The sequence below is a fragment of the Nafulsella turpanensis ZLM-10 genome, assembly GCF_000346615.1.
GTDB lineage: Bacteria > Bacteroidota > Bacteroidia > Cytophagales > Cyclobacteriaceae > Nafulsella > Nafulsella turpanensis.
Genome location: NZ_ANNU01000028.1, coordinates 1 through 20015, shown reverse-complemented (window position 1 = coordinate 20015; position 20015 = coordinate 1). Strand labels below are relative to the sequence as shown.

18 protein-coding genes are annotated in these 20015 nt (G+C 41.9%); 16 read left to right on the top strand and 2 right to left on the bottom strand.

The window, feature by feature from the left end; translation table 11 throughout:
• Positions 1-375: 375 nt before the first annotated feature.
• On the top strand, positions 376-1734 hold the full coding sequence (locus F752_RS26050; protein ID WP_152425124.1) for a hypothetical protein: 1359 nt from the start codon (positions 376-378) through the stop codon (positions 1732-1734).
• On the opposite strand, the gene F752_RS0112045 is transcribed toward F752_RS26050, so the two are convergent.
• Together F752_RS0112045 and cysQ are read right to left on the bottom strand one after the other, a co-directional pair.
• Positions 1632-2741: a glycosyltransferase family 4 protein gene (locus F752_RS0112045; protein WP_017731998.1), complete on the bottom strand. Its 1110-nt coding sequence runs from the start codon at positions 2739-2741 to the stop codon at positions 1632-1634. The two genes, F752_RS26050 and F752_RS0112045, sit on opposite strands and share 103 nt — an antisense overlap.
• 13 nt (positions 2742-2754) lie before the next feature.
• Positions 2755-3537, bottom strand: a complete 783-nt coding sequence (cysQ, locus tag F752_RS0112040; RefSeq protein ID WP_017731997.1) for a 3'(2'),5'-bisphosphate nucleotidase CysQ — start codon at positions 3535-3537, stop codon at positions 2755-2757.
• 436 nt (positions 3538-3973) lie between these two features.
• Here cysQ and cysC point away from each other — a divergent pair, with 436 nt between their 5' ends.
• The 15 genes from cysC to F752_RS0111960 all read left to right on the top strand — a co-directional run bounded on the left by cysC (position 3974) and on the right by F752_RS0111960 (position 19909).
• A complete protein-coding gene (gene cysC, locus F752_RS0112035) occupies positions 3974-4570 on the top strand; it encodes an adenylyl-sulfate kinase (protein WP_017731996.1) in 597 nt (198 codons plus the stop codon).
• Positions 4571-4638: 68 nt separating this feature from the next.
• A complete protein-coding gene (cysD, locus tag F752_RS0112030; protein WP_262491831.1) occupies positions 4639-5616 on the top strand; it encodes a sulfate adenylyltransferase subunit CysD in 978 nt (325 codons plus the stop codon).
• 155 nt (positions 5617-5771) lie between these two features.
• On the top strand, positions 5772-7070 hold the full coding sequence (cysN, locus tag F752_RS0112025) for a sulfate adenylyltransferase subunit CysN (RefSeq protein WP_017731994.1): 1299 nt from the start codon (positions 5772-5774) through the stop codon (positions 7068-7070).
• Between the two features lie 408 nt (positions 7071-7478).
• Positions 7479-8306 carry an ABC transporter permease gene (locus tag F752_RS0112015; protein ID WP_017731992.1) on the top strand — a complete coding sequence of 276 codons (828 nt, stop codon included), beginning with the start codon at positions 7479-7481 and terminating at the stop codon, positions 8304-8306.
• 3 nt (positions 8307-8309) lie between these two features.
• Positions 8310-9491, top strand: coding sequence for an ABC transporter ATP-binding protein (locus F752_RS25780; RefSeq protein ID WP_017731991.1), 1182 nt, complete (start codon positions 8310-8312; stop codon positions 9489-9491).
• 97 nt (positions 9492-9588) lie between these two features.
• Positions 9589-10497 (top strand): glycosyltransferase family 2 protein, encoded by a 909-nt coding sequence (locus F752_RS0112005; protein ID WP_081604556.1) that lies wholly within the window; start codon positions 9589-9591, stop codon positions 10495-10497.
• 26 nt (positions 10498-10523) lie between these two features.
• A complete protein-coding gene (locus F752_RS23990; protein ID WP_017731989.1) occupies positions 10524-11168 on the top strand; it encodes a class I SAM-dependent methyltransferase in 645 nt (214 codons plus the stop codon).
• 90 nt (positions 11169-11258) lie between these two features.
• Positions 11259-12257 carry a glycosyltransferase family 2 protein gene (locus tag F752_RS25370; protein ID WP_017731988.1) on the top strand — a complete coding sequence of 333 codons (999 nt, stop codon included), beginning with the start codon at positions 11259-11261 and terminating at the stop codon, positions 12255-12257.
• Positions 12257-13147: a glycosyltransferase family 2 protein gene (locus F752_RS0111990; RefSeq protein ID WP_017731987.1), complete on the top strand. Its 891-nt coding sequence runs from the start codon at positions 12257-12259 to the stop codon at positions 13145-13147. The genes F752_RS25370 and F752_RS0111990 overlap by 1 nt, the downstream gene beginning before the upstream one ends.
• Positions 13148-13166: 19 nt before the next feature.
• Positions 13167-14288: a glycosyltransferase family 4 protein gene (locus F752_RS0111985; protein ID WP_152425123.1), complete on the top strand. Its 1122-nt coding sequence runs from the start codon at positions 13167-13169 to the stop codon at positions 14286-14288.
• Positions 14289-14343: 55 nt separating this feature from the next.
• Positions 14344-15528: a glycosyltransferase gene (locus F752_RS0111980; RefSeq protein ID WP_017731985.1), complete on the top strand. Its 1185-nt coding sequence runs from the start codon at positions 14344-14346 to the stop codon at positions 15526-15528.
• A 287-nt stretch (positions 15529-15815) separates the two neighbouring features.
• Positions 15816-16745, top strand: a complete 930-nt coding sequence (locus F752_RS0111975; RefSeq protein WP_017731984.1) for a hypothetical protein — start codon at positions 15816-15818, stop codon at positions 16743-16745.
• Positions 16736-17653: a class I SAM-dependent methyltransferase gene (locus F752_RS0111970; protein ID WP_017731983.1), complete on the top strand. Its 918-nt coding sequence runs from the start codon at positions 16736-16738 to the stop codon at positions 17651-17653. The genes F752_RS0111975 and F752_RS0111970 overlap by 10 nt, the downstream gene beginning before the upstream one ends.
• A complete protein-coding gene (locus tag F752_RS0111965; RefSeq protein ID WP_017731982.1) occupies positions 17646-18764 on the top strand; it encodes a polysaccharide pyruvyl transferase family protein in 1119 nt (372 codons plus the stop codon). Before F752_RS0111970 ends, F752_RS0111965 begins: the two co-directional genes overlap by 8 nt.
• A gap of 14 nt (positions 18765-18778) precedes the next feature.
• Positions 18779-19909, top strand: coding sequence for a glycosyltransferase family 9 protein (locus F752_RS0111960; protein WP_017731981.1), 1131 nt, complete (start codon positions 18779-18781; stop codon positions 19907-19909).
• The last annotated feature ends 106 nt before the right edge of the window (positions 19910-20015 follow it).

The window sequence follows — 20015 nt, the reverse complement described above, 5'->3', positions numbered from 1 at the left end:
TGACAATTCTTTTGCTCGTCATGGCGAGGCACGAAGCCATCCCTGCTATGGTCTTTCTGTAGCTTTAATTTATCCAATACATAACTTGTCATTGGTAGCGCAGTGAAGCAATCTGCTGCCTACTTGCACGTACTCTTATTGTTGCGGAGACGGGAAGCTGCTCTTTTAAACTCCTTTTCACATAGATGGAGATTGCTTCAGCCTCCTGCGTCACCTTCGCAATGACAGCAGTTTACAGGCTTTTCCCGTTCTACATCTTACATCCTGTGTCTTATGTCTTAAATCCAATGTCTCAAGTCTCCCGTCTCAAATCTCCTCCTTAAATTCTATAAAATTCCTTATCTTTCCTCTCAACAATGAGCTAGTTTAGCAACCATGGAACTGCGCGACCTCCTGCTTACACCCATTTACCTGGGGCTGTTTACCTTCCTGGCTCTCCTGTTGCGCCCCCTGGTGACCGATCGATACACGAGGAAATACTTTCTTCCGGGGCTTGGGGTAAAAATTGTGGGAGCGCTGGCCGTTGGTTTCATTTACCAGTTCTATTACAGCGGGGGCGACACTTTTGCCTATTACCATGATGCAAGCCTGGTGTGGAAAGCTTTTCTCGATTCGCCCCTGAAAGCGTTTCGGCTCATCACAGCCAGTGGAGAGTACCTGCCGGGAACCTTTGATTATGCCTCGCAAATGTATTTCTTTCATGACGCCTCCTCCTATGCGGTGGTACGTTTTGCCGGCCTTTTCTCCCTTTTCTCCTTTAACACCTACGCAGTTATTGCCTGTATTTTTGCTGTGCTGAGCTACAGCGGCCTTTGGGCCCTGTACCTGACCTTTTACAGGCTGTATCCGCATTTGTATAGACCCCTGGCCTGGGCAGTACTGTTTATTCCATCGGTGTTCTTCTGGGGCTCGGGCCTTCTAAAAGATACCCTAACACTGGCAGCAGTTGGCTGGGCAACTTATGCCGTATACAAAATTTTCTTCAGGCGGGAGTATGTCTGGTGGTTTAGTGTGGTTCTGATCCTGAGCTGCTGGGTCATTTACAGTATTAAAATATACATCCTGCTTTGCTTTTTGCCTGCCGTTATTTTATGGGTGTTTTTGTCGAGGCTGAAGAAAATCAAATCAGCAGCCGTAAAGCTGGTGACAGGGCCTTTAGTAATTGTCGTCGCTGCAGGACTCGGGTACCTGGCCATTATCGAAATAGGAGAGGAAAGTCATCGTTATAATATTGATACTTTTTCCTATACCGCAGAATCCACCGCCCGCTGGCTTACGTATGTGGGGCAGCAGCAGGGAGGTTCTGTCTATACACTGGGCGATTTCGACTACAGCCCTGTGGGAATGCTGAAAAAGACACCGCTGGCCATTAATGTAACCCTTTTCCGGCCCTATCTGTGGGAGGTTGATAATCCGGTGATGCTGCTTGCTGCCCTGGAAAGCTTTGGCCTTCTTTTTTTTACCCTTTACGTTTTTTATAAGAGAGGCGTGGGATCTACTTTTAAGGCGATTGCCGGCAGTCCCTTCCTAATATTCTGCTTTATCTTTTCCATCAGCTTTGCCTTTGCTGTAGGCATTGCTACCTATAATTTCGGTTCCCTGGTGCGCTATAAAATTCCGCTCCTGCCCTTTTATGTGGCGGCCCTAGTGGTATTACTGCCTGCAAAGCCTGCGAAGAGATCTAAAAAATTACCGGCGTTCGCTTCCACCGAAAAACGGCCGGTAACCGTCTGACGCCCCCGCTGCCCCAGCTCCTGCCTTAATTCAGGGTCCTGAATGAGTTTGCCCAGGTAAAGGAGCCATTCATCAGGAGTATCAGCCAGAAAGCCATTCCGTCCATGCTGAATGATCTCTTTATTCACCCCCACCGGGGAGGCCACCGCCGGAATTCCCAGGGCCATATACTGCAGGGCCTTGAAGCCGCATTTGCCTTCCGACCAGCGATCAGCAGTTAAGGGCATCAGCCCTATGTCGAACCGCTGTAGGTCTTTCATTTCTGTGGATTTCTTCCAGGGGATGTATTCCATGCGGGGCAGCTGAAAGTCGGGCGGCTGGTTCGAGATCAGCTGAAAGCTTACCTGCGGGTATTCTTCTGCTAATTGGTGTAGGGCCGGCTGCAGTTCCTTCAGGTATTTTAGCGTGGAATGAGTGCCGGTCCAGCCGATAACAAGCGGCTCGTTCGCCCGCTGCTTTTTAGGAGGAAGCTCCAGGTGGAGCGTATCAATGGTAGTAGGATTGACTACCACCCTGGCTGCGCTATGCTGCCGGGCAAAACGGGCCAGGTAGCTGTTTCCACAGCTAATGGTATGGCTCCAGCGGCAAACAGCCGCTACCTTCCGGTGAAATTTAAAGAAAGAGGCCAGCCGGTTGGCCTCTGAAATGTTGGGGATCCAGATAGCATCATCAAAATCGTAAATAATGGGCTTCCTCCAGGCCTTTGCAATCAGCCACTCGAAAAGAGGAGGGCCCATCGGGCTTGCTTCCCGGTGGATAAACACTCCTGAATAGCGGTGCAGGCGAAAGAGCATTTTAAAGCGGCGGAAGAAGCCAGCCACTACCCCCCCTGCTTTCTGCCAGCCGCTCCCTTTTTTGTACAGCACTTTCCAGCTTTCTGCAGAGAGAAAGGGCTGTACGGTATAGTCTATGCCATGCTCCTTTAAGAGCGGCAGGTACTGCTCAAAACGGAAGCGCTGCGAAGGCGCTTCTCCCGGCGGGTAGGGTACAAGAAAGAGAATCCGCATGGACAATTATTGCTTATTTGAAGCCCCGGCAGAGGAAGGAGGGGTTTCGTAAGCTTTCCTTATTGTATCGCAGTGCATTCCCTCCGCTGAGCACCTTTCCGCCCGCGGCTTCCAGTATGGCCTGTCCGGCCGCCGTATCCCATTCCATGGTAGGGCCGTGGCGATAGTAGAGGTCGGCCGTGCCATCGGCTACCAGGCAAAACTTAATGGAGCTGCCGGTAGCGACATAATGCTCCACCGGAAATGAGCGGATAACTTCCATTTCATCTTCGGAGGTGTGGGAGCGGCTGCGAACGGCGGTAAGAGCTTTTGATCTTTCTGCCACCTTTACAGGGGCTTCTTCACTGTCGGTACTCTTTTTAAAAGCCCCTGTCCCCTTTGTGCCGTAGTAAAAGGTTCCTGCTTCCGGAATGAAGATAACACCCAGCAGGGGGGCATTTTCATACATCAGGGCAATATTAACGGTAAACTCTCCATTGCGCTTAATAAACTCCTTGGTGCCATCCAGCGGGTCCACCAGCCAGAAGGCTGTCCAGTTTTTACGCTCCGCATAGGGCGTTTCTTTTCCTTCTTCAGAAATAAGAGGTACATCAGGATAGGCTTTGCTGAGTCGTTCTTTTATTACCTCGTGGGAGCGCTGGTCAGCCACGGTCAGGGGCGAATCGTCCGATTTATAGTCGACCCTGTCGAAAAGCTCTTTCTGGCCATATACTTCCATGATGGCCTCTCCGGCCAAACGTGCTGTCTCCAGCAGGTAATCCATTTTTATCTGGCTGAGTAATTCTTTTTCTGTCATTCTTTTTGTTGGTGGTTGCTCGTTGTTCGTTTTTGGTGCTGGGTGTGTTAATAAGCCAATGATAGAATGAGTGAATAAAAGTTTGGCTATTCATTTGCTCTTACTCCTGTCATTGCGGAGGAGGGGCCTGCCCTTTGACGCTCCCTTTCAGTTTGATAGAGACTGCCGCGCTTCGCTCGCAGTGACAGTGCTTTGTTAGTTATTTAAATCAATAAACCAAATACACCATCTGGCGATCAGTAGGCAGACTATCTTCTATTCTCATATCTCCAGTCTAAAATCTCCTGTCTCCGTGCCGCAGCGGCCGACCGCCCACTACTCATGACTCACCAGCCCTGTAAAATGTTCCCGTAAAATTAAAGAAAGTCCGGAGCAATAGGGAGGTGTTTGGGTAAAAACCTTAATTTTGTATTTACACGGATAAATAAAAGCATCAGTGGAAAATATACACCCGATTTTTGATACTGTTTTACAGCGGGAAGAGAAGGAAGCGCTGCTCCGCCAGAAAAGTGTGGTACTCTGGATGGTTGGCCTCTCGGGCTCCGGTAAAAGTACCATTGCCCGTGCCCTTGAAAGAAAATTACATGCTGAGGGTTACCTGAGCCAGCTGCTGGACGGCGATAATATGCGCAGCGGGATAAATAGTAATTTAGGTTTTTCGGAAGCGGACCGGGCGGAAAACCTGCGGCGCTCGGCCGAAACCGCCAAACTTTTCCTTCACTGTGGCGTCATTACCATCTGCTCCTTTATCAGTCCCACGGCAAAGGTGCGGGAACAGGCCCGGCAGATTATCGGAGCCCCTGATTTTCTGGAGCTTTCGGTAAAGTGTTCCTTCGAGGCCTGTGCCCGTCGCGATGTAAAAGGTCTCTATAAAAAGGCCCTCAGGGGAGAAATTAAGAACTTTACAGGCCTCGATGCTCCCTTTGAACTTTCGGAGCACCCATGGCTGGAGGTAGATACAGAAGAGCAATCGCTGGAAGAAAGTGTGGAAACAATTTACCGCCAATTGAGTATTAGAATCAGGAGAAATTAGTAGCTGGTCATCCTTAAGGTTCATGCTTAGCGTGTCCCGACCGTTTCGCCCGGGTTTTACAGCGTGTAATGATACGGAACCTTATACCAGCATCCATACTAAAAACGACCAACCAACAACGAACAAATCAGCACATAAATATGGCATCCTATAATTTAACACACCTGAAGCAGCTCGAGGCTGAAGCTATTTACATTATGCGCGAAGTAGCTGCCCAGTTCGAGCGACCTGTTTTACTTTTCTCCGGAGGGAAGGACTCTATAGTCATGACCCGCCTGGCGGAAAAAGCTTTCCATCCGGCAAAAATGCCCTTTCCGCTGATGCACATCGATACCGGGCACAACTTTCCGGAAACCATCGCTTTCCGCGATAAGCTGGTGGAGCGTTTAGGCGTGCAGCTGATTGTTGGCAGCGTGCAGGAATCGATTGACCAGGGTAAGGCACAGGAAGAGAAGGGGCCGAACCCGAGCCGAAACGGACTGCAGACGATTACGCTCCTCGACAAAATAGAAGAATATGGTTTTGATGCTGCCTTTGGTGGCGCCCGCCGCGATGAGGAAAAGGCCCGCGCCAAAGAGCGCTTCTTCTCCCACCGCGATGAATTCGGGCAGTGGGATCCTAAGAACCAGCGCCCGGAGCTCTGGAACCTCTTTAACGGACGTAAAAATCCTGGAGAGCACTTCAGGGTATTCCCGCTGAGCAACTGGACCGAAATGGATGTGTGGCAGTACATTGCCATGGAAGGGCTGGAAATTCCGAGCATTTACTTCTCCCATGAGCGGGAAGTTGTAAACCGCGGTGGCATTTTACTGGCGAAATCAGAATTTATTACGCTGATGGAAGGAGAGGAGTACGAGAAGAAAACCATCCGTTTCCGTACCGTAGGAGATGCCAGCTGTACCGGTGCTGTTGAGTCGCCTGCTGCCACCCTCGAAGATATTATCCAGGAAGTGGCTTCTGCCCGGGTAACCGAGCGGGGAGGGCGTGCCGACGACCGCCGCTCCGAAGCTGCCATGGAAGACCGTAAGAAGCAGGGATATTTTTAAATTTAGTTGTTAGTGGTTCGTTGTTGGTTGTTCGAAACTTGATTCTATAAGTATCGGATGCCTGAAACTTAACAAGTTGTAGGTGTTCAATTAATAAAACCAACGACAGGCTGCTAACCAACAACTATCAACGAACAACCAACAACGAATAAGAAATGTCAGAAAATAATACCATAGCCAAAACGCCTGAAGTGGATAACCACTACCTGAACATGGACCTGCTCCGCTTTACCACGGCGGGCAGTGTAGATGATGGGAAGAGCACCCTCATTGGCCGCCTGCTGTTCGACTCAAAAGCTATTTTTGAAGACCAGATTGAAGCCATTGAGCGCAGCAGCAAGCAGAGAGGAACCGAATATGTGGACCTTTCGCTCCTGACCGATGGCTTAAGGGCCGAGCGGGAGCAGGGAATTACCATCGATGTGGCCTACCGCTATTTTGCCACCCCGCGTCGCAAATTTATTATTGCCGATACCCCCGGTCATATCCAGTATACCCGCAACATGGTAACGGGAGCTTCTACGGCTAACCTGGCGATTATCCTGGTCGATGCCCGCCACGGTGTAGTGGAGCAAACCCGCCGCCATGCCTTTATCGCCTCTCTGCTGCAGATTAAGCACCTGGTGCTGTGCGTGAATAAAATGGACCTGGTCGATTACAGCGAAGAGGTGTTTAATAACATTCAAAAAGATTTTCAGGAATTCAGCTCTAAGCTGAATGTGCCGGACATCCGCTTTATTCCTATCAGCGCCCTTAAAGGCGACAATGTGGTAGATAAGTCCAAGAATATGGACTGGTATAATGGCTCCACGCTGCTGTATACACTGGAGACCGTTAATATTGCTTCCGACCAGAATCATGTCGACTCCCGTTTCCCGGTACAGTATGTAGTGCGTCCGCAGTCTGATAAGTACCACGATTTCCGTGGCTATGCCGGCCGTATTGCCGGTGGTGTGTTCAAGCCCGGCGATGAGGTACTTGCCCTGCCATCCGGCTTTACCTCTAAAATTAAAACAATTGAGAGCTATGAAGATAAGCTGGAGGAAGCCTTTGCCCCCATGTCTGTAACCCTTACCCTGGAAGACGATATCGATATCAGTCGCGGCGATATGCTGGTGAAGCCGAACAACCAGCCCGAAGTAGGGCAGGACATCGAGCTGATGGTTTGCTGGCTTAATCAGAAGCCCCTGCAGGAGCGTGGCAAGTATATCGTGCAGCATACTACCAAAACTGCCAAGTGTATTGTCAAGGAAGTGCGCTATAAGGTAAACATCAATACCCTGCACCGCCTGGAGGATGATAAGAATATCGGCCTGAATGATGTGGGGCGTATCCAGATTCGGACCACTGAGCCTCTTTTCTACGACAGCTATAAAAAGAACCGAAATACCGGCAGTGTCATCATTATCGATCAGTTCACCAATGAAACCATTGGAGCGGGCATGATCATATAGTTGTTCGCTGGTGGTTGTTTGTTATTAGAACCAGGTGCTTCTTAGTGCCTGGTTTTTTATTGTTTGCCATTGATTAGCGCTGCCCGGCACGGGAAGCCATAAGCCAACCTGGCAAGTTTCCTGCCAAGGTGCAGCAGCACTATCATCAAGGGTGATTATCATTGCGAAGGTGGGGGCGCCTGGCTGACGCAGGAGCTCTGGCAATTTCTTTATAGCTTCTTCATTTAAACCTGTTATTGCCGAACTCTTACTGCCAGATACCAGCCACTGAAACAGATTGCCAGCAACTGCCAACAGACAACTACCAACCCACTTCTTACCATGTCAGTTTTTTCTTAAATTATTCCCTTCTTTTTCGGTAAAATATACTATTTTTGAATTTAGATTAAAAATGATGATAAACTACTGATGCACAGGACTATTGTCGATGCCGATAAGCAAAAATTGAATCTGAACCTGCGGGAATTGTTCAATTACCGCGATCTCTTCCTGATTCTCGCTTATCGTGATCTAAAAGTGCGCTATGCGCAGACCTTTCTGGGCTTTTTCTGGGCCTTTTTGCAGCCGGCGGCCACCCTGCTCATCTTCACTGTTGTGTTTGGCAGAGCCATTCAGGTCGATACCGATGGGGTTCCCTATCCGCTCTTTGCCATTACCGGCATGACCGCCTGGACCTACTTTGCCTTTGTGCTGAACCAGTCCGGTAATTCTGTTATCGGGGCACAGGAAATGGTGAAAAAAATCTATTTTCCCCGCCTGGTGATCCCGCTATCCAAAGCCGTGGTAGGCTTTGTCGATTTTGCCATTGCCTTTCTGATCCTGGGGGTGATGATGCTATTCTACTGCTTTAGCCCTTCGGGGAATATCCTGTACCTGCCCCTCTTCATCCTGCTGACCATCATTTCGGCCCTAGCGGTAGGAATCTGGCTCAGCGCCCTAACCATTCGTTACCGCGACTTTCAGCATGTAGTGCCTTTCCTGGTGCAATTCGGGCTTTATGCCACACCAACCGCTTATCCGGCCGAAACGATCATCAACAGCTTGCCCGATTGGGCCGTAGCCATTTACTACCTCAACCCGATGGCGGGTGTAGTGGAAGGCTTCCGCTGGTCAGTGTTAGGAGGCGCTCCTCCTTCTGACTTTGCTTATATTTCTTTTGTCCTGATTGGAATCCTTTTCATGAGCGGGCTGTATTATTTCAGGAAAGTGGAACGTGTAATGGCGGATATTGTGTAGCTCATGAGTGATATAGCAGTACGCGTAGAAAATTTAGGCAAGTGCTACCAAATTGGCCATGCAAAGAGCGGTGATTTTCGAGAAAGCTTCGATAGCTGGATAAATAAACTACGGGGCATTAACAATGGACAAACTGGCGAAAGCAAAGAATTCTGGGCACTGAAAGATATTGATTTTGAAATTAAGAAAGGGGAAGCAGTAGGTATCATTGGCAGCAATGGTGCAGGCAAAAGTACTTTACTAAAGATTCTTAGTCGTATTACAGAGCCAACGAAAGGTCGCTTTGAAATTAATGGTAGAGTAAGCTCTCTGCTGGAGGTGGGGACTGGATTTCATCCTGAATTGAGCGGACGCGAAAATATCTATCTCAATGGTACCATTTTGGGCATGAAGCGTCGTGAAATCAAAGCAAAATTCGATGAGATTGTCGCCTTTAGTGGTGTGGAGAAATTTATCGATATCCCGGTAAAGCACTATAGTAGTGGCATGAAAGTTCGCCTGGCTTTTGCTGTGGCCGCTCATTTGGAACCTGAAATATTAATAATAGATGAGGTTTTAGCGGTTGGGGATGCTGAGTTCCAGAAAAAGTCTTTGGGTAAGATGGAAGAGGTAACAGGGAAAGGAAGAACAGTTCTATTTGTTAGTCACAATATGGGAGCAGTGCGTGATTTATGTTCAAAAGGGGTCTTTCTTTCAAAAGGGACTATTAGCCAACAGGGTGAAATGTCTAAGGTTTTATCTGATTATGTTAATTCAGAAGCAAAGATTAATAAGGAGGGAGGAGTTGTTGTAAATGTTAGTCCATTAGATAAAGAAGGGAAATGGTTAAAAGGGACTTTTTTGAAAGTAGAAGTTGAGTGGGCAAGGAATCTCTTTCAGGAAGGGATTAATTTCGACTTCTCAATGAGAACCGTTGATCGAGTGAAACTTTTTGCATTTTCTTCTGAAAAGAGGCCTGATTTTAAGGATTTGCATAAAAGATCAAAAATTACATTGCTAATTGAAAATATTGGATATGTGAATAATGAGCTTTTTATTGATGTCGGTTTTAAATATGTAAATAAGGACAGCTACGAAGCTCTTATTCTAAATGAACAACTAATAACCCCATCAAAGGAGAAGATTGAAAGCTTCTTAAGAAGAGATATTCTAGTAGTTCCTGGTTTTCAATACATTATAGAATAATGGAGTGATTAAATTAAAGAGTATGACAATCAAAATAAAAGCTCCTTTAACAATTTCTTAAAAGTTACAGTACTTGTTGCCAAAACAAAGTCTATCAATGATTCTTTCAGTTGTCATTTGTACACATAACAGGTGCAGTATTTTAATGGACTGCATTGACTCAATTATTCCTCAGATGGGATTGGAAAGTGAGCTGATTGTTGTTGATAATAATTCATCTGATCAGACAAAAGAAGTTTGTAGTAGGTATGAGGCAAGCTTTCCATTTTTTAAGTATGTTTTTGAGCCAAGAACAGGTTTAAGTGTTGCTCGTAATACTGGAGCAAGATCAGCCAAAGGATTATGGGTTTTTTATATTGATGATGATGCTATAGTTGAGCAGCAACTTATACAAAGAGCATTTTCTTTGATTAGAGACTTTGATTTTGATTGTTTTGGAGGAACTTATGATGCATGGCATTATCATAAAAAACCCCCATGGATATCTTCCTCTTTTGGCGCAAAAGCCCGGCTTTTGGAAAAAGTTGGTTTATTACAGAAAGGATATTTATGTGGTGGAATTTTTGCTATCAAAAAGGAAATACTAGATAAAGTAGGAGGTTTCCCTGAGAATTATGGAGTGAAAGGGAAGAGTTTGGCTTATGGAGAGGAAGTTTATGTTCAAAATATAGTACGTGAACAGGGATTTAGAATTGGGTATGATCCTGACTTGAAAATGAAGCATTTAGTTGCAAAGAAAAAGTATAGGCTAATTTGGCAGTTAGAAAGCCACTATAAGTTAGGAACAGTATGGTACTTATCTCAAGGTTTGATAACAAGTAAACTTTCTTTTGTAGATAAACTTTATGTCATTCAAGATGGGGGTTTAATAATGTTTAAGAATTTCTTTTACAAGCTCAAAAGTTTAGTTCTGGATGAGAAGTATTATTGGCAGAACTATGTCATAGATACACTTGGAGTACTTTTTTTTTATTGGGGGAAATTAAAAAGTGGAAAACGAGAATAAGAGGGAACGTAAAAACGCTGTTATTAATGGATATTATAACTAAGCTGAGACGTGCTAGGTGGCATTTTATTGAGCGAAGGAAAATAAAACGAGAAGTAAATGCTGCAGCGTTAAGAGGTAAAATTAAGGTGATTGTTGGGGCAGGGTCTACGGGATATTCTGGTTGGATAAAAACTGATTATCCTTTTTTTAACCTTTTAAATTCAAGGCACTGGGAGTACATTTTTTCAAATGATAAAAAAGTTGATAACTTTTTAGCAGAGCATGTTTTTGAACACTTTACAGAAAGTCAGATCCAATTTATTTTAAAGAAGGCAGTTGAATTTATGAAAAAAGGAGGATGCTTCAGGATTGCTGTTCCGGATGGTTTTCATCCGGATAAAAAATACATTGACTATGTTAAACCTAATGGCTCAGGTCCCGGTTCCGATGATCACAAAGTGCTGTTAAATTATAAATGTTTATCTGATATTTTGAGGAATTGTGGGCTTGAACCAAGATTGGTTGAATATTGGAATGAAAACGGTGACTTTCAGGGTTGGGAATCTGAAGACGAAAATGGTCATATAATGCGGGTCATGAGAAACCAGAATGACTCGGCCAAAAAAGATCAACGTGGTTTTTTTTATACTTCTTTGGTAATTGATGGGATAAAAAATAAGAACTTTTAAGTTTGAATAAAATTCTTTTGGAATATAAAAGCAATTCCTGAAAATAGTTTCATGGTTACTGGCAAAAGTTTTGTTTTAAGGAGAACAAGAATGTCGTATAATACAAAAGTTTCAATAATCACCCCATCCTATAATTCAGCTGCTTTTATAGAGCAAACAATAGATTCAGTTCTATCTCAAGCTTACCCAAAGTTACAATTTATAGTTATTGATGGTGGTAGTACTGACGGAACGGTAGATATTATTAAAAAGTATGAAAAGTACCTGAGCTATTGGGTTTCGGAGCCAGATAAAGGACAAAGTCATGCAATAAATAAAGGGCTTAAGAAAGCAACGGGTGAGGTTGTGAACTGGTTGAATGCAGATGACTTTTATGAAAAAGGCTCACTATTGAAGATAGTTGAGGGTTTTCAGGATCCTTCTGTAGATTGTTTGTGTGGGCGAAGTAATATAGTAGATGAAAAGGGAGTGTTTATTCAAAAATCTTTAGGCACAGATATTTATGAGAACAGTTTAACAAGAACGATTGGATGGGCTAGAATAGATCAGCCGGAAACTTTTTTCAGGAGAACCGTTTTTGAAAAGCTGAGGGGAGTTAATGAGCAGCTGCATTATGTTATGGATAAGGAATTGTGGATTCGCTATTTGGCAATGAACGGGCTTGCAGGGATCAAAAGAACAGAGGATGTAGTTGTGAACTTCCGCATCCATGAAAATTCAAAAACAGGAGCTCAAAAAAGCAAGTTTGAGGAAGAGACAGATCAGCTTTATTTAAAACTGGCGGAATCTTTTGGTTATAAAATGGAAGAAAAGATATTCGCTTCTTTTACGGAGGAACCAGGGTTTGATTTTGCTTTTCCTGCTAAACTTTTTTTGGCGAAAGAAGACCTGAAGGAAGTTTTACATTATTACCTGCTTCATAAAGCAGATTATTTCTACTACCACCATAAAAGGGGTTTAAGTAAAGCATGTCTACAATATATAGATAGAGCATGCTTAGATGCATTCAGCCAAAAGCTTTTTGATAAGTTAAAGTGTAGAACAAGATTCTTCCCAGTAGGAGTTGTTAAAATGTTTCGACAACAATAATGGTATCGATAATTGTACCAACTTATAATGGAGCACATAAACTTTCCGGCATTTTAGAATCGCTGGATGCGCAAAGCGTTAAAGATTTTGAAGTAATTATTGCTGTCGATGGATCAACCGATCATACTATAGAGGTTTTGGAACGGGTGCAGCCGAATAATTATACATTAAATTTTTTTTATCAGCAAAACAGGGGAAGGGCTGCAATTCGCAATTTTGGTGCAAAAAAGGCAGCAGGAGATCTGCTGATTTTTTTTGATGATGATATGCGTCCGGTTCCTTGTTGTGTTGAGCGACATATAAAGCATTTTAAGGATTTTCCGGGTAGCTTGGCAACAGGGAAACAGATTGAAGAGGAGCAGGCAATGCAGTCTGATGTTCAAAAGTTTAAAAGGTATTTGAGCTTAAAGTGGTATAAGCCTTTAGAGAGTACCTTTCGCCAAGCAAGGGAATCTTTGTCCTTTACTGCTGCAAACTGTTCTCTGCCTGCCAGTATTTTTTGGGAACTTAATGGTTTTGATGAGCAACTTTCGGATGCCGAAGATTATGATTTGGCTCAAAGAGCAGCTGCACTGGGCAAGAACGTATTTTACCTAAATGATGCTATTGGGTATCATGATGATTTTATTTCGGCCAGAAGCTTTTTGAAAAGGCTACGGCAATACCGGGAAGCTCATCAAAAGCTTACAGAGATTGGCCGAGGGAACATTCATAAGGAAGGGAAAACAGCACCATTTAAATTATTTATTTATAAAATTTTTAGCCATTCTTGTTGGGTTAATCTTATCGAACAGGAGCAGCTTTCTTTCCTCCCCAGGCGCCTAAGGTATAAATTGTATGATGTGATTTTTACTTCTTTATCACGACATTTCCCTGGTGTTCGAATCTAAAATTATTTTCTAGAATAAATTGAGGAAGAAAAAGTTAGTTTACATCATTTCAAAAGTAGATAAGTCTTTGGCTTTTGAGTGGCTGGCAGCATCTGATCTGCAAAAAAGAATTGAGCTTAATTTTATTTTGCTAAACCCCGGGGAAAGCTACCTGGAGACATTTTTAAAACAGAAAAATATACCTGTTACCTTGGTGAAATATTCTGGAAAGAAGAGCATGGCACGTGCATTTACTCAGGTATTTTTTAAGCTGATTAAACTAAGAGCAGATGTTGTTCATGCTCATTTCCTAGACGCTAACCTAGTTGGAATTAGTGCTGCATTTCTGGCCAGAGTTCCAAGGCGGATTTATACCAGGCATCACTCTTCTTTCCACCATTTTTATTTTCCAAAAGGAGTCTACTATGATATGCTTGTAAATTATATGTCCACTAAAATAGTAGCAATAAGTAAGGTGGTTCATCAAATCCTTGTAGAAAAAGAGCGGGTTTCGGAAAGTAAAATATCTCTAATCCACCATGGTTTCCATTTGAATTTGTTTGAAAATGTTGATAACAGCCGAATAGAAGAGGTCAGGAAGCGAAATAAGGTGCCAGAGCATAGCTATCCCCTTCTGGGAGTAATTGCCCGGTTCGAAGATTGGAAAGGAATCCAGTTTATTGTCCCTGCCTTTAGAAAGTTGTTGGAGAATTATCCTGAAGCCCACTTAATTCTGGCTAATGCAAATGGTGTTTATGAAGGGGAAGTAGATAAACTGTTAGCTACGCTCCCAGAAAAATCCTTTACAAAAATCAGGTTTGAGTATGATATACCTGCTCTTTACAAGCTCTTTGATGTATATGTTCACACTCCTGTAAATAATCATTCTGAGGCTTTTGGCCAGACATATGTGGAAGCCCTGGCCTCCAGAGTTCCAAGTATATTTACAGCTTCAGGAGTTGCTACTGAATTCATCGAAAATGAGGTTAATGCCCTGGTGGTTGATTATCAGAATTCGGGCCAAATTTATGATGCAGTAATTCGTTTACTGGAAAATGACCAACTCCGCGAAAATCTTAAAGGAAATGGATATGCAAGTGTTAAAAAAAGGTTTGAGCTTCAAAAGATGGTTGATAGCTTAACTCAGCTTTATCTCTCCTAAAACTGAAGCCTAAAACTTATAATGGTAACAACAGCCTTTTAAATTAACTCACTCTATGAACATCTTATATTTTGGGTATTGGGGAGCAAGAGATGGTTTATCCGTTGCTACCATCCACCCTCATCTTGAAATATTAGCTGAGTTTGAGTTTGTTCAGTCAATTTATTTTGTATCAATTGAACGTGAAGGGCAAAAGGAGCCAATTGATTTGAAAATTAAAAAGGTTCGTCATATACCATTAATTAGTAATCGAGTTTCGTCTGTTTTATTGAATAAAATAGATGATTTTATTCGTTTCCCTCAGAAGATAACGGAATTTATAAAACAATTAGATATTTCTCTTCTTATTTGCCGAAGTTCTCCGGCAGGCATTCTAGGATATTTAGTCCATAAAAAAACAGGGGTGCCATTCTGGGTTGAGTCTTTTGAGCCGCACGCCTCTTATATGGCTGAAGCCGGTGTTTGGAAAAAATGGGATCCTCGCTATTTAATCCAGGTAGTTGGAGAAAGGCTTCAGCTTAAAGCAACTGAAATTGTATTTCCTGCCTCTGAAAACTATAAGAGAAGGCTGGTTACACAAAAGAGGCCGGAGGCACTGTTGACGATTCCTTGTACAGTCAATACAGACTGCTTTGAATTTAACGAACAAAATAGAGAAAAGGTGAGAAATAAGTTAGGGATCGGTAATGATATGTTTTGTGGGATTTATACAGGTAAATTTGGAGGCCTTTATTATGATTATGAAGCTTTTGAGATGTTTGGGCAGGCAAAAGAAGTCTTTAAAAACTTTTTTCTTATTGTTTTAACTCCTCATCCTGTTGAGGAGATCAAACAGAAATTGCGGAGGGTAGGGCTTTCTGATGGCCATTCCTTTGTATCATTAGTTCCTCATCAGGAGGTTCCTGCTTATATGCACGCCGCAGATTTCGCATTTTCAACCATAAAATCAATTCAGTCACAAAGGTTTTCATCACCAATTAAATTGGGCGAATACTGGGCAGCAGGCTTGCCGTTTCTACTTACTGAAGGCGTTGGAGATGAGTCTGAAATATTGAAAAATGGAAAAGGGGGAGTCTTATTTAATATAAAAAGTAGTAGAGAAGCCCTTTCTAGAATGAAAGAATTATTGAAGGGGTCAAATAAAAAAACGTATGTAGAGTTAGCAAAAAAGTACAGGGCAAGAGGTTTGGTGAAAGAAGCTTATGAAGAAGCATTTAAATTGAATTTCAAAGCTAAATAAGAAGGTTGTGAACTTATACCGCTAGAAGAAGTAAGTGTTTTACAGTTAAAAAGAGGAATTTTTTAAAGAATTGAAAAATAAATTAATACTTCAAACATATTAGGAGTAAAGAATAATATTTAATTTAAATCGCCTCCTATATTTATGCAAATAGGTGTGATTCTGGTGTTTGGAGAGTAAAAGGGAAAGGGCAATTGATTTGACTAATTAAGGGTTTATTGAAAATGGAGATGTAAAGGCGTTTATGCTAGATGCCAATTTAAAGTAACTTATAAATTATCTAATTAATGGTGAACAGTGACTTTATAGATACTCCTGTTCTATTATTAGTCTTTAATAGACCAGAAACAACCAAAAGAATATTTGAGGTTATTCAAAAAGTAAAACCAAAACAGTTATTTATTGCAGCTGATGGACCGCGTGAAAACAATCCTTATGATGAAGTGCTATGCGAGAAAGTGAAAAAGATTATTTCATTTGTTGATTGGGATTGTGAAGTAAAAACATTGTTTAGAGATATTAATTTAGGATGCAAATTAGCTCCCAGCTTAGCTATAACTTGGTTTTTTGAACATGTAGAGGAGGGCATAATTCTAGAAGATGATATTCTTCCTCATATTGACTTCTTCCGGTTTGCTCAAAAAATGCTACATCAATACGCTGATGATGAGCGAATTATGATGATTTCCGGTTTTAATGTAGCCAGTTGTTGGAAGGAAGAAAAACAAGATTATCATTTTAGTCTTTTTGGAGGATGCTGGGGGTGGGCTACTTGGCGAAGAGCCTGGACTTTTTTTGATCCGGAAATAAAGAAATGGTCAGATCCAGAGGTTAAAAAGCTCTTGAGAGAAAATTTAGGTGGAGGTTATGATTTTGAATTTAGGTCTAAACTATATGATCAAATTCATCAGGGAAAGTTAGAAACTGTTTGGGACTACCAATGGACTTTTGCTAGGTTGGTGCAAAGTGGACTTTGTATAGTTCCTTCTTTAAATACTATTGAAAATATTGGTTTTACTGAAGGCGCCACTCACACCAAGAGTCAGCCAGAGCACTTAAAAGAACTCAAAGTCCACAATCTCCCAAGTTCCTTTAGATTAAATGATTTTGTTATGAGAGATCATGAATATGATAGGTTTTTTACTCAATTAATGCAAGGCTCTGGTAGCAGGCTTACCTTGGCTTTTCGCCTATTAAAAAAGCTTCAATGGACTTAAAAAACTCGCATTTAGACTTGATGGGCAAAGCTAGAAAAAAACAAGCAGTCCTTGAAAAATTTTTTATGTTTCGATTGTTCCCGAAAGTATTGGACAAAAAGGTTAGACGTACTGAACTTTTTCAAGAGTGGTTCAGTCAATTTATGAATTATCCTAGAATAATTGAGCTGTCGCTTACACTTGAACTACTAGAATTAAAAGGTGTTAGTAGTAAGCGGGTGCTGGATATAAGTAGTCCAAAGTTGTTGGCGTTGTATCTGGCTTTAGAAACATCTTCAAAAGTTCATGTCTCAGACGTTGAGGACTACTTCATTTCAGATTTTGAAATATATAGAAAGAAATTTAAAGAGCATTTTGAACTGGAAGTTTTTGATGCACGAGAAATCCCTCATAGGGAGAATACTTTTGATTGTATTTTTAGTATAAGTGTATTAGAACATGTAGCAGGAGATGGGGATGGTGAAATTATGCATGAGGTGCAGAGGGTTCTTAAACCTGGAGGCATAGCAGTAGTAACACTACCTGCTTGGAGGGAATATATTGAAGAATGGCAGAAAGAAAAGCGCTTTTACTGGCCTACAGAGGAGAATGAGAGAGGTGAATTATTTTACCAACGCCGCTATGATATCCACGCCATTAAGAAGCGGATGCTAGTAGATGGGTTAAAAATTAACAAAGTGATTTTTGTGGCAGAACAGCCAATAGAACAGCCTAAATTTGATGCTAATGGTATGTTACTGCACAATGCACATTTTGCAACTAAAAAGGCTTCTACTAAAGAGGGAAAGCTACCATTAAGAGAATACCTTGTTTATAAAAAACTGTCTAAAAAATATCATTACTTAACTACTGATGGTACTGATCCTAATGTAAGGCAGGTAGTTGTACAATTTAAGAAAGATGAGTAAAAAAATAGCTTTTATTACTACAGTAAACCACAATGTTGGGGATGATTTTGTAAGAGAAGGGCTAAAATGGTTATTCCGAGAGTATTTTCAGTCTGATAAATTAAAATTCACTAGCATCCACAAACATGTACCAGCTACTAGCTATTATGGTTTGGAGAATTTGCGGAACCTCGTGTGGTCGGAGAGGGTGGAAAAGTACCTGCCAGTTATTTCTCGTATAGATCGAGTAATGCAATCAGATATATTAGTCCAGAGCGGCGCACCCGTTTTTTGGTATCATCCAGGTTACAGTGACTGTGTTTCTGGAAATGAATGGTATTTTCCTTTAATTCACCGCCGATTTTTGAAGAAGAGAGGGGGCGTTTTAGCAAACATTGCAGCAGGAACATGTCAGAAGTACTATTCTGATGGTTCTGAATTCTTAGAATCAGATCATATCAAGAATTTTATTAAAGAATTTCATGAGTTAAGTCAAGTGACAACCCTCAGAGATAGCCTTTCAGGTAGTGTCCATACAAAGTTGGGATTGGATGCTCCTGTTATTCCATGTAGTAGTATTTTTGCCATTAATGAACATAAGGTGGAGCAAAAGCCAGGAGAGTATGTTGTGGTTAACTATATGCATGGAGGGGCGCATTATAATTTTGGTCAAGATATTGACTTTGAAGGTTGGTTCAACCATTTCCAGAAATTTTATTTTGAATTGAAGAAAAAGGAAAAGCATGTCATTTTTTCTTGTCATAATTTGAAGGAAAAAGAGGATGCTCAGAAAATAGATCCAAATGGAGAGTTCTTTTTTAGTTCTCGTTTCGAGGATTATCTTAAATTTTATGCAAAGGCAAAATATGGTGTAATGAATCGAGTTCATGCTGGTTTTATTTTAGCCAGCTTAGGAAAACCGGCTGTTATTATTGGAAATGATAGTCGGGCGCGAATGGCTGAGCAAATTCATGTGGAGGATTATTTTGTTAATGATGTGGATAGTGAAGTGCTTCTGAAAGAAGCTGAGCGTCTTGATTCTGAGCGCGGAGAATGGCTGCACAAAATTCAGGTTATTAAATCAAATTCCTATGAGCGCTATATGGAGGCTTTTTCAAAGTTTGAAAGGTGATTATACTAAGAAGGTTGTGGAATTTAGTAAAGGAAGTGTATAACTTCCGCTTTCCTTACAGAAAGAAAGCTTTAGGAATATTAAAACTAGACCGAATTGGGGACTTTCTGTTGTTTAGGAACTTTTTAGAAGCTTTGCGGAGTGACAGCACTTACAAAGACTATGAAATTGTGCTTATCGGAAACTCTCTTTGGGGGGAGTTAGCGCAGAAATTAGATAGTGAATGGGTAGACAAATTTTTGTGGATTGATCTTTCAAAATTTGAACAAAGCCGGAAATACCGACTTTTGAGTATTTTAAAAATAAAGTGGCTTAGACTAGAAGTAATAATCAACCCAACTCGCTCTCGGGATTTCTATATAATGGACTTTCTAGTGAAAACAAGTGGTGCAGATGAAAAGATTGGTCATGCAGGGGACTTTAGTAATATAAATGAAATCAAAAAAAAAGAATCTGATAAATATTATAGTCAGCTTATTGCAACGCAAGGGGAAGGTCAATTTGAATTTTACACTAATAGAGAGTTCTTTCGAGTGTTATTACCCCATACTAAATTACCGAAAGCCCCTCTTTTACCTTTAGAGCCGAGAAAAATTAAGGAACCTTATGTCATCCTTTTCCCAGGAGGGAGTGCTAGCCATAAATGTTGGCCTGCTTCTAATTTTCTTTCAGTGGCCCGTTCCATTCTAACTCATACATCATTAAACCTGATCATTGCAGGAGGGGGGGATGATCTAATAGTAGCTAACTTAATATCAAATCCTCTTCTGGATACAGGACGGGTAAAAAATCTTGCTGGGCTCACAGACCTTTATCAACTTAGTCAATTGATTGGCCATGCAAAGCTGCTTTTAACTAATGACACAGCTGCTGTGCATATGGGGGCAGCAACAGGTGTACAAACTATCGTACTGTGGAAAGGAGATCATTATGGCCGATTTCTACCTTATCCGGAGAAAATGGAACTGCCGGTTCATACAGTTGTGCCTTCCATGCTTCAAAGATCTGATGTTGTGAAATTTGCCTATGTTAGCGCTCAAACTGTATCTAAACTTCAGATAGAAGATATTGATCCTTCAGATGTGGAAGCAAAGATATTTGAGTTGCTAGAGAAAGGATTTGAGTTTAAAGGAGAGAGATCATGAATCTTGAAAAAATGTTTGTATTATAATGGACCCCGAAAATAGGACAGCAGGTTAAGTGTAAATTATTAACTTGTTATCCTATGCAAAAGAGAAGACAATTTTCAGC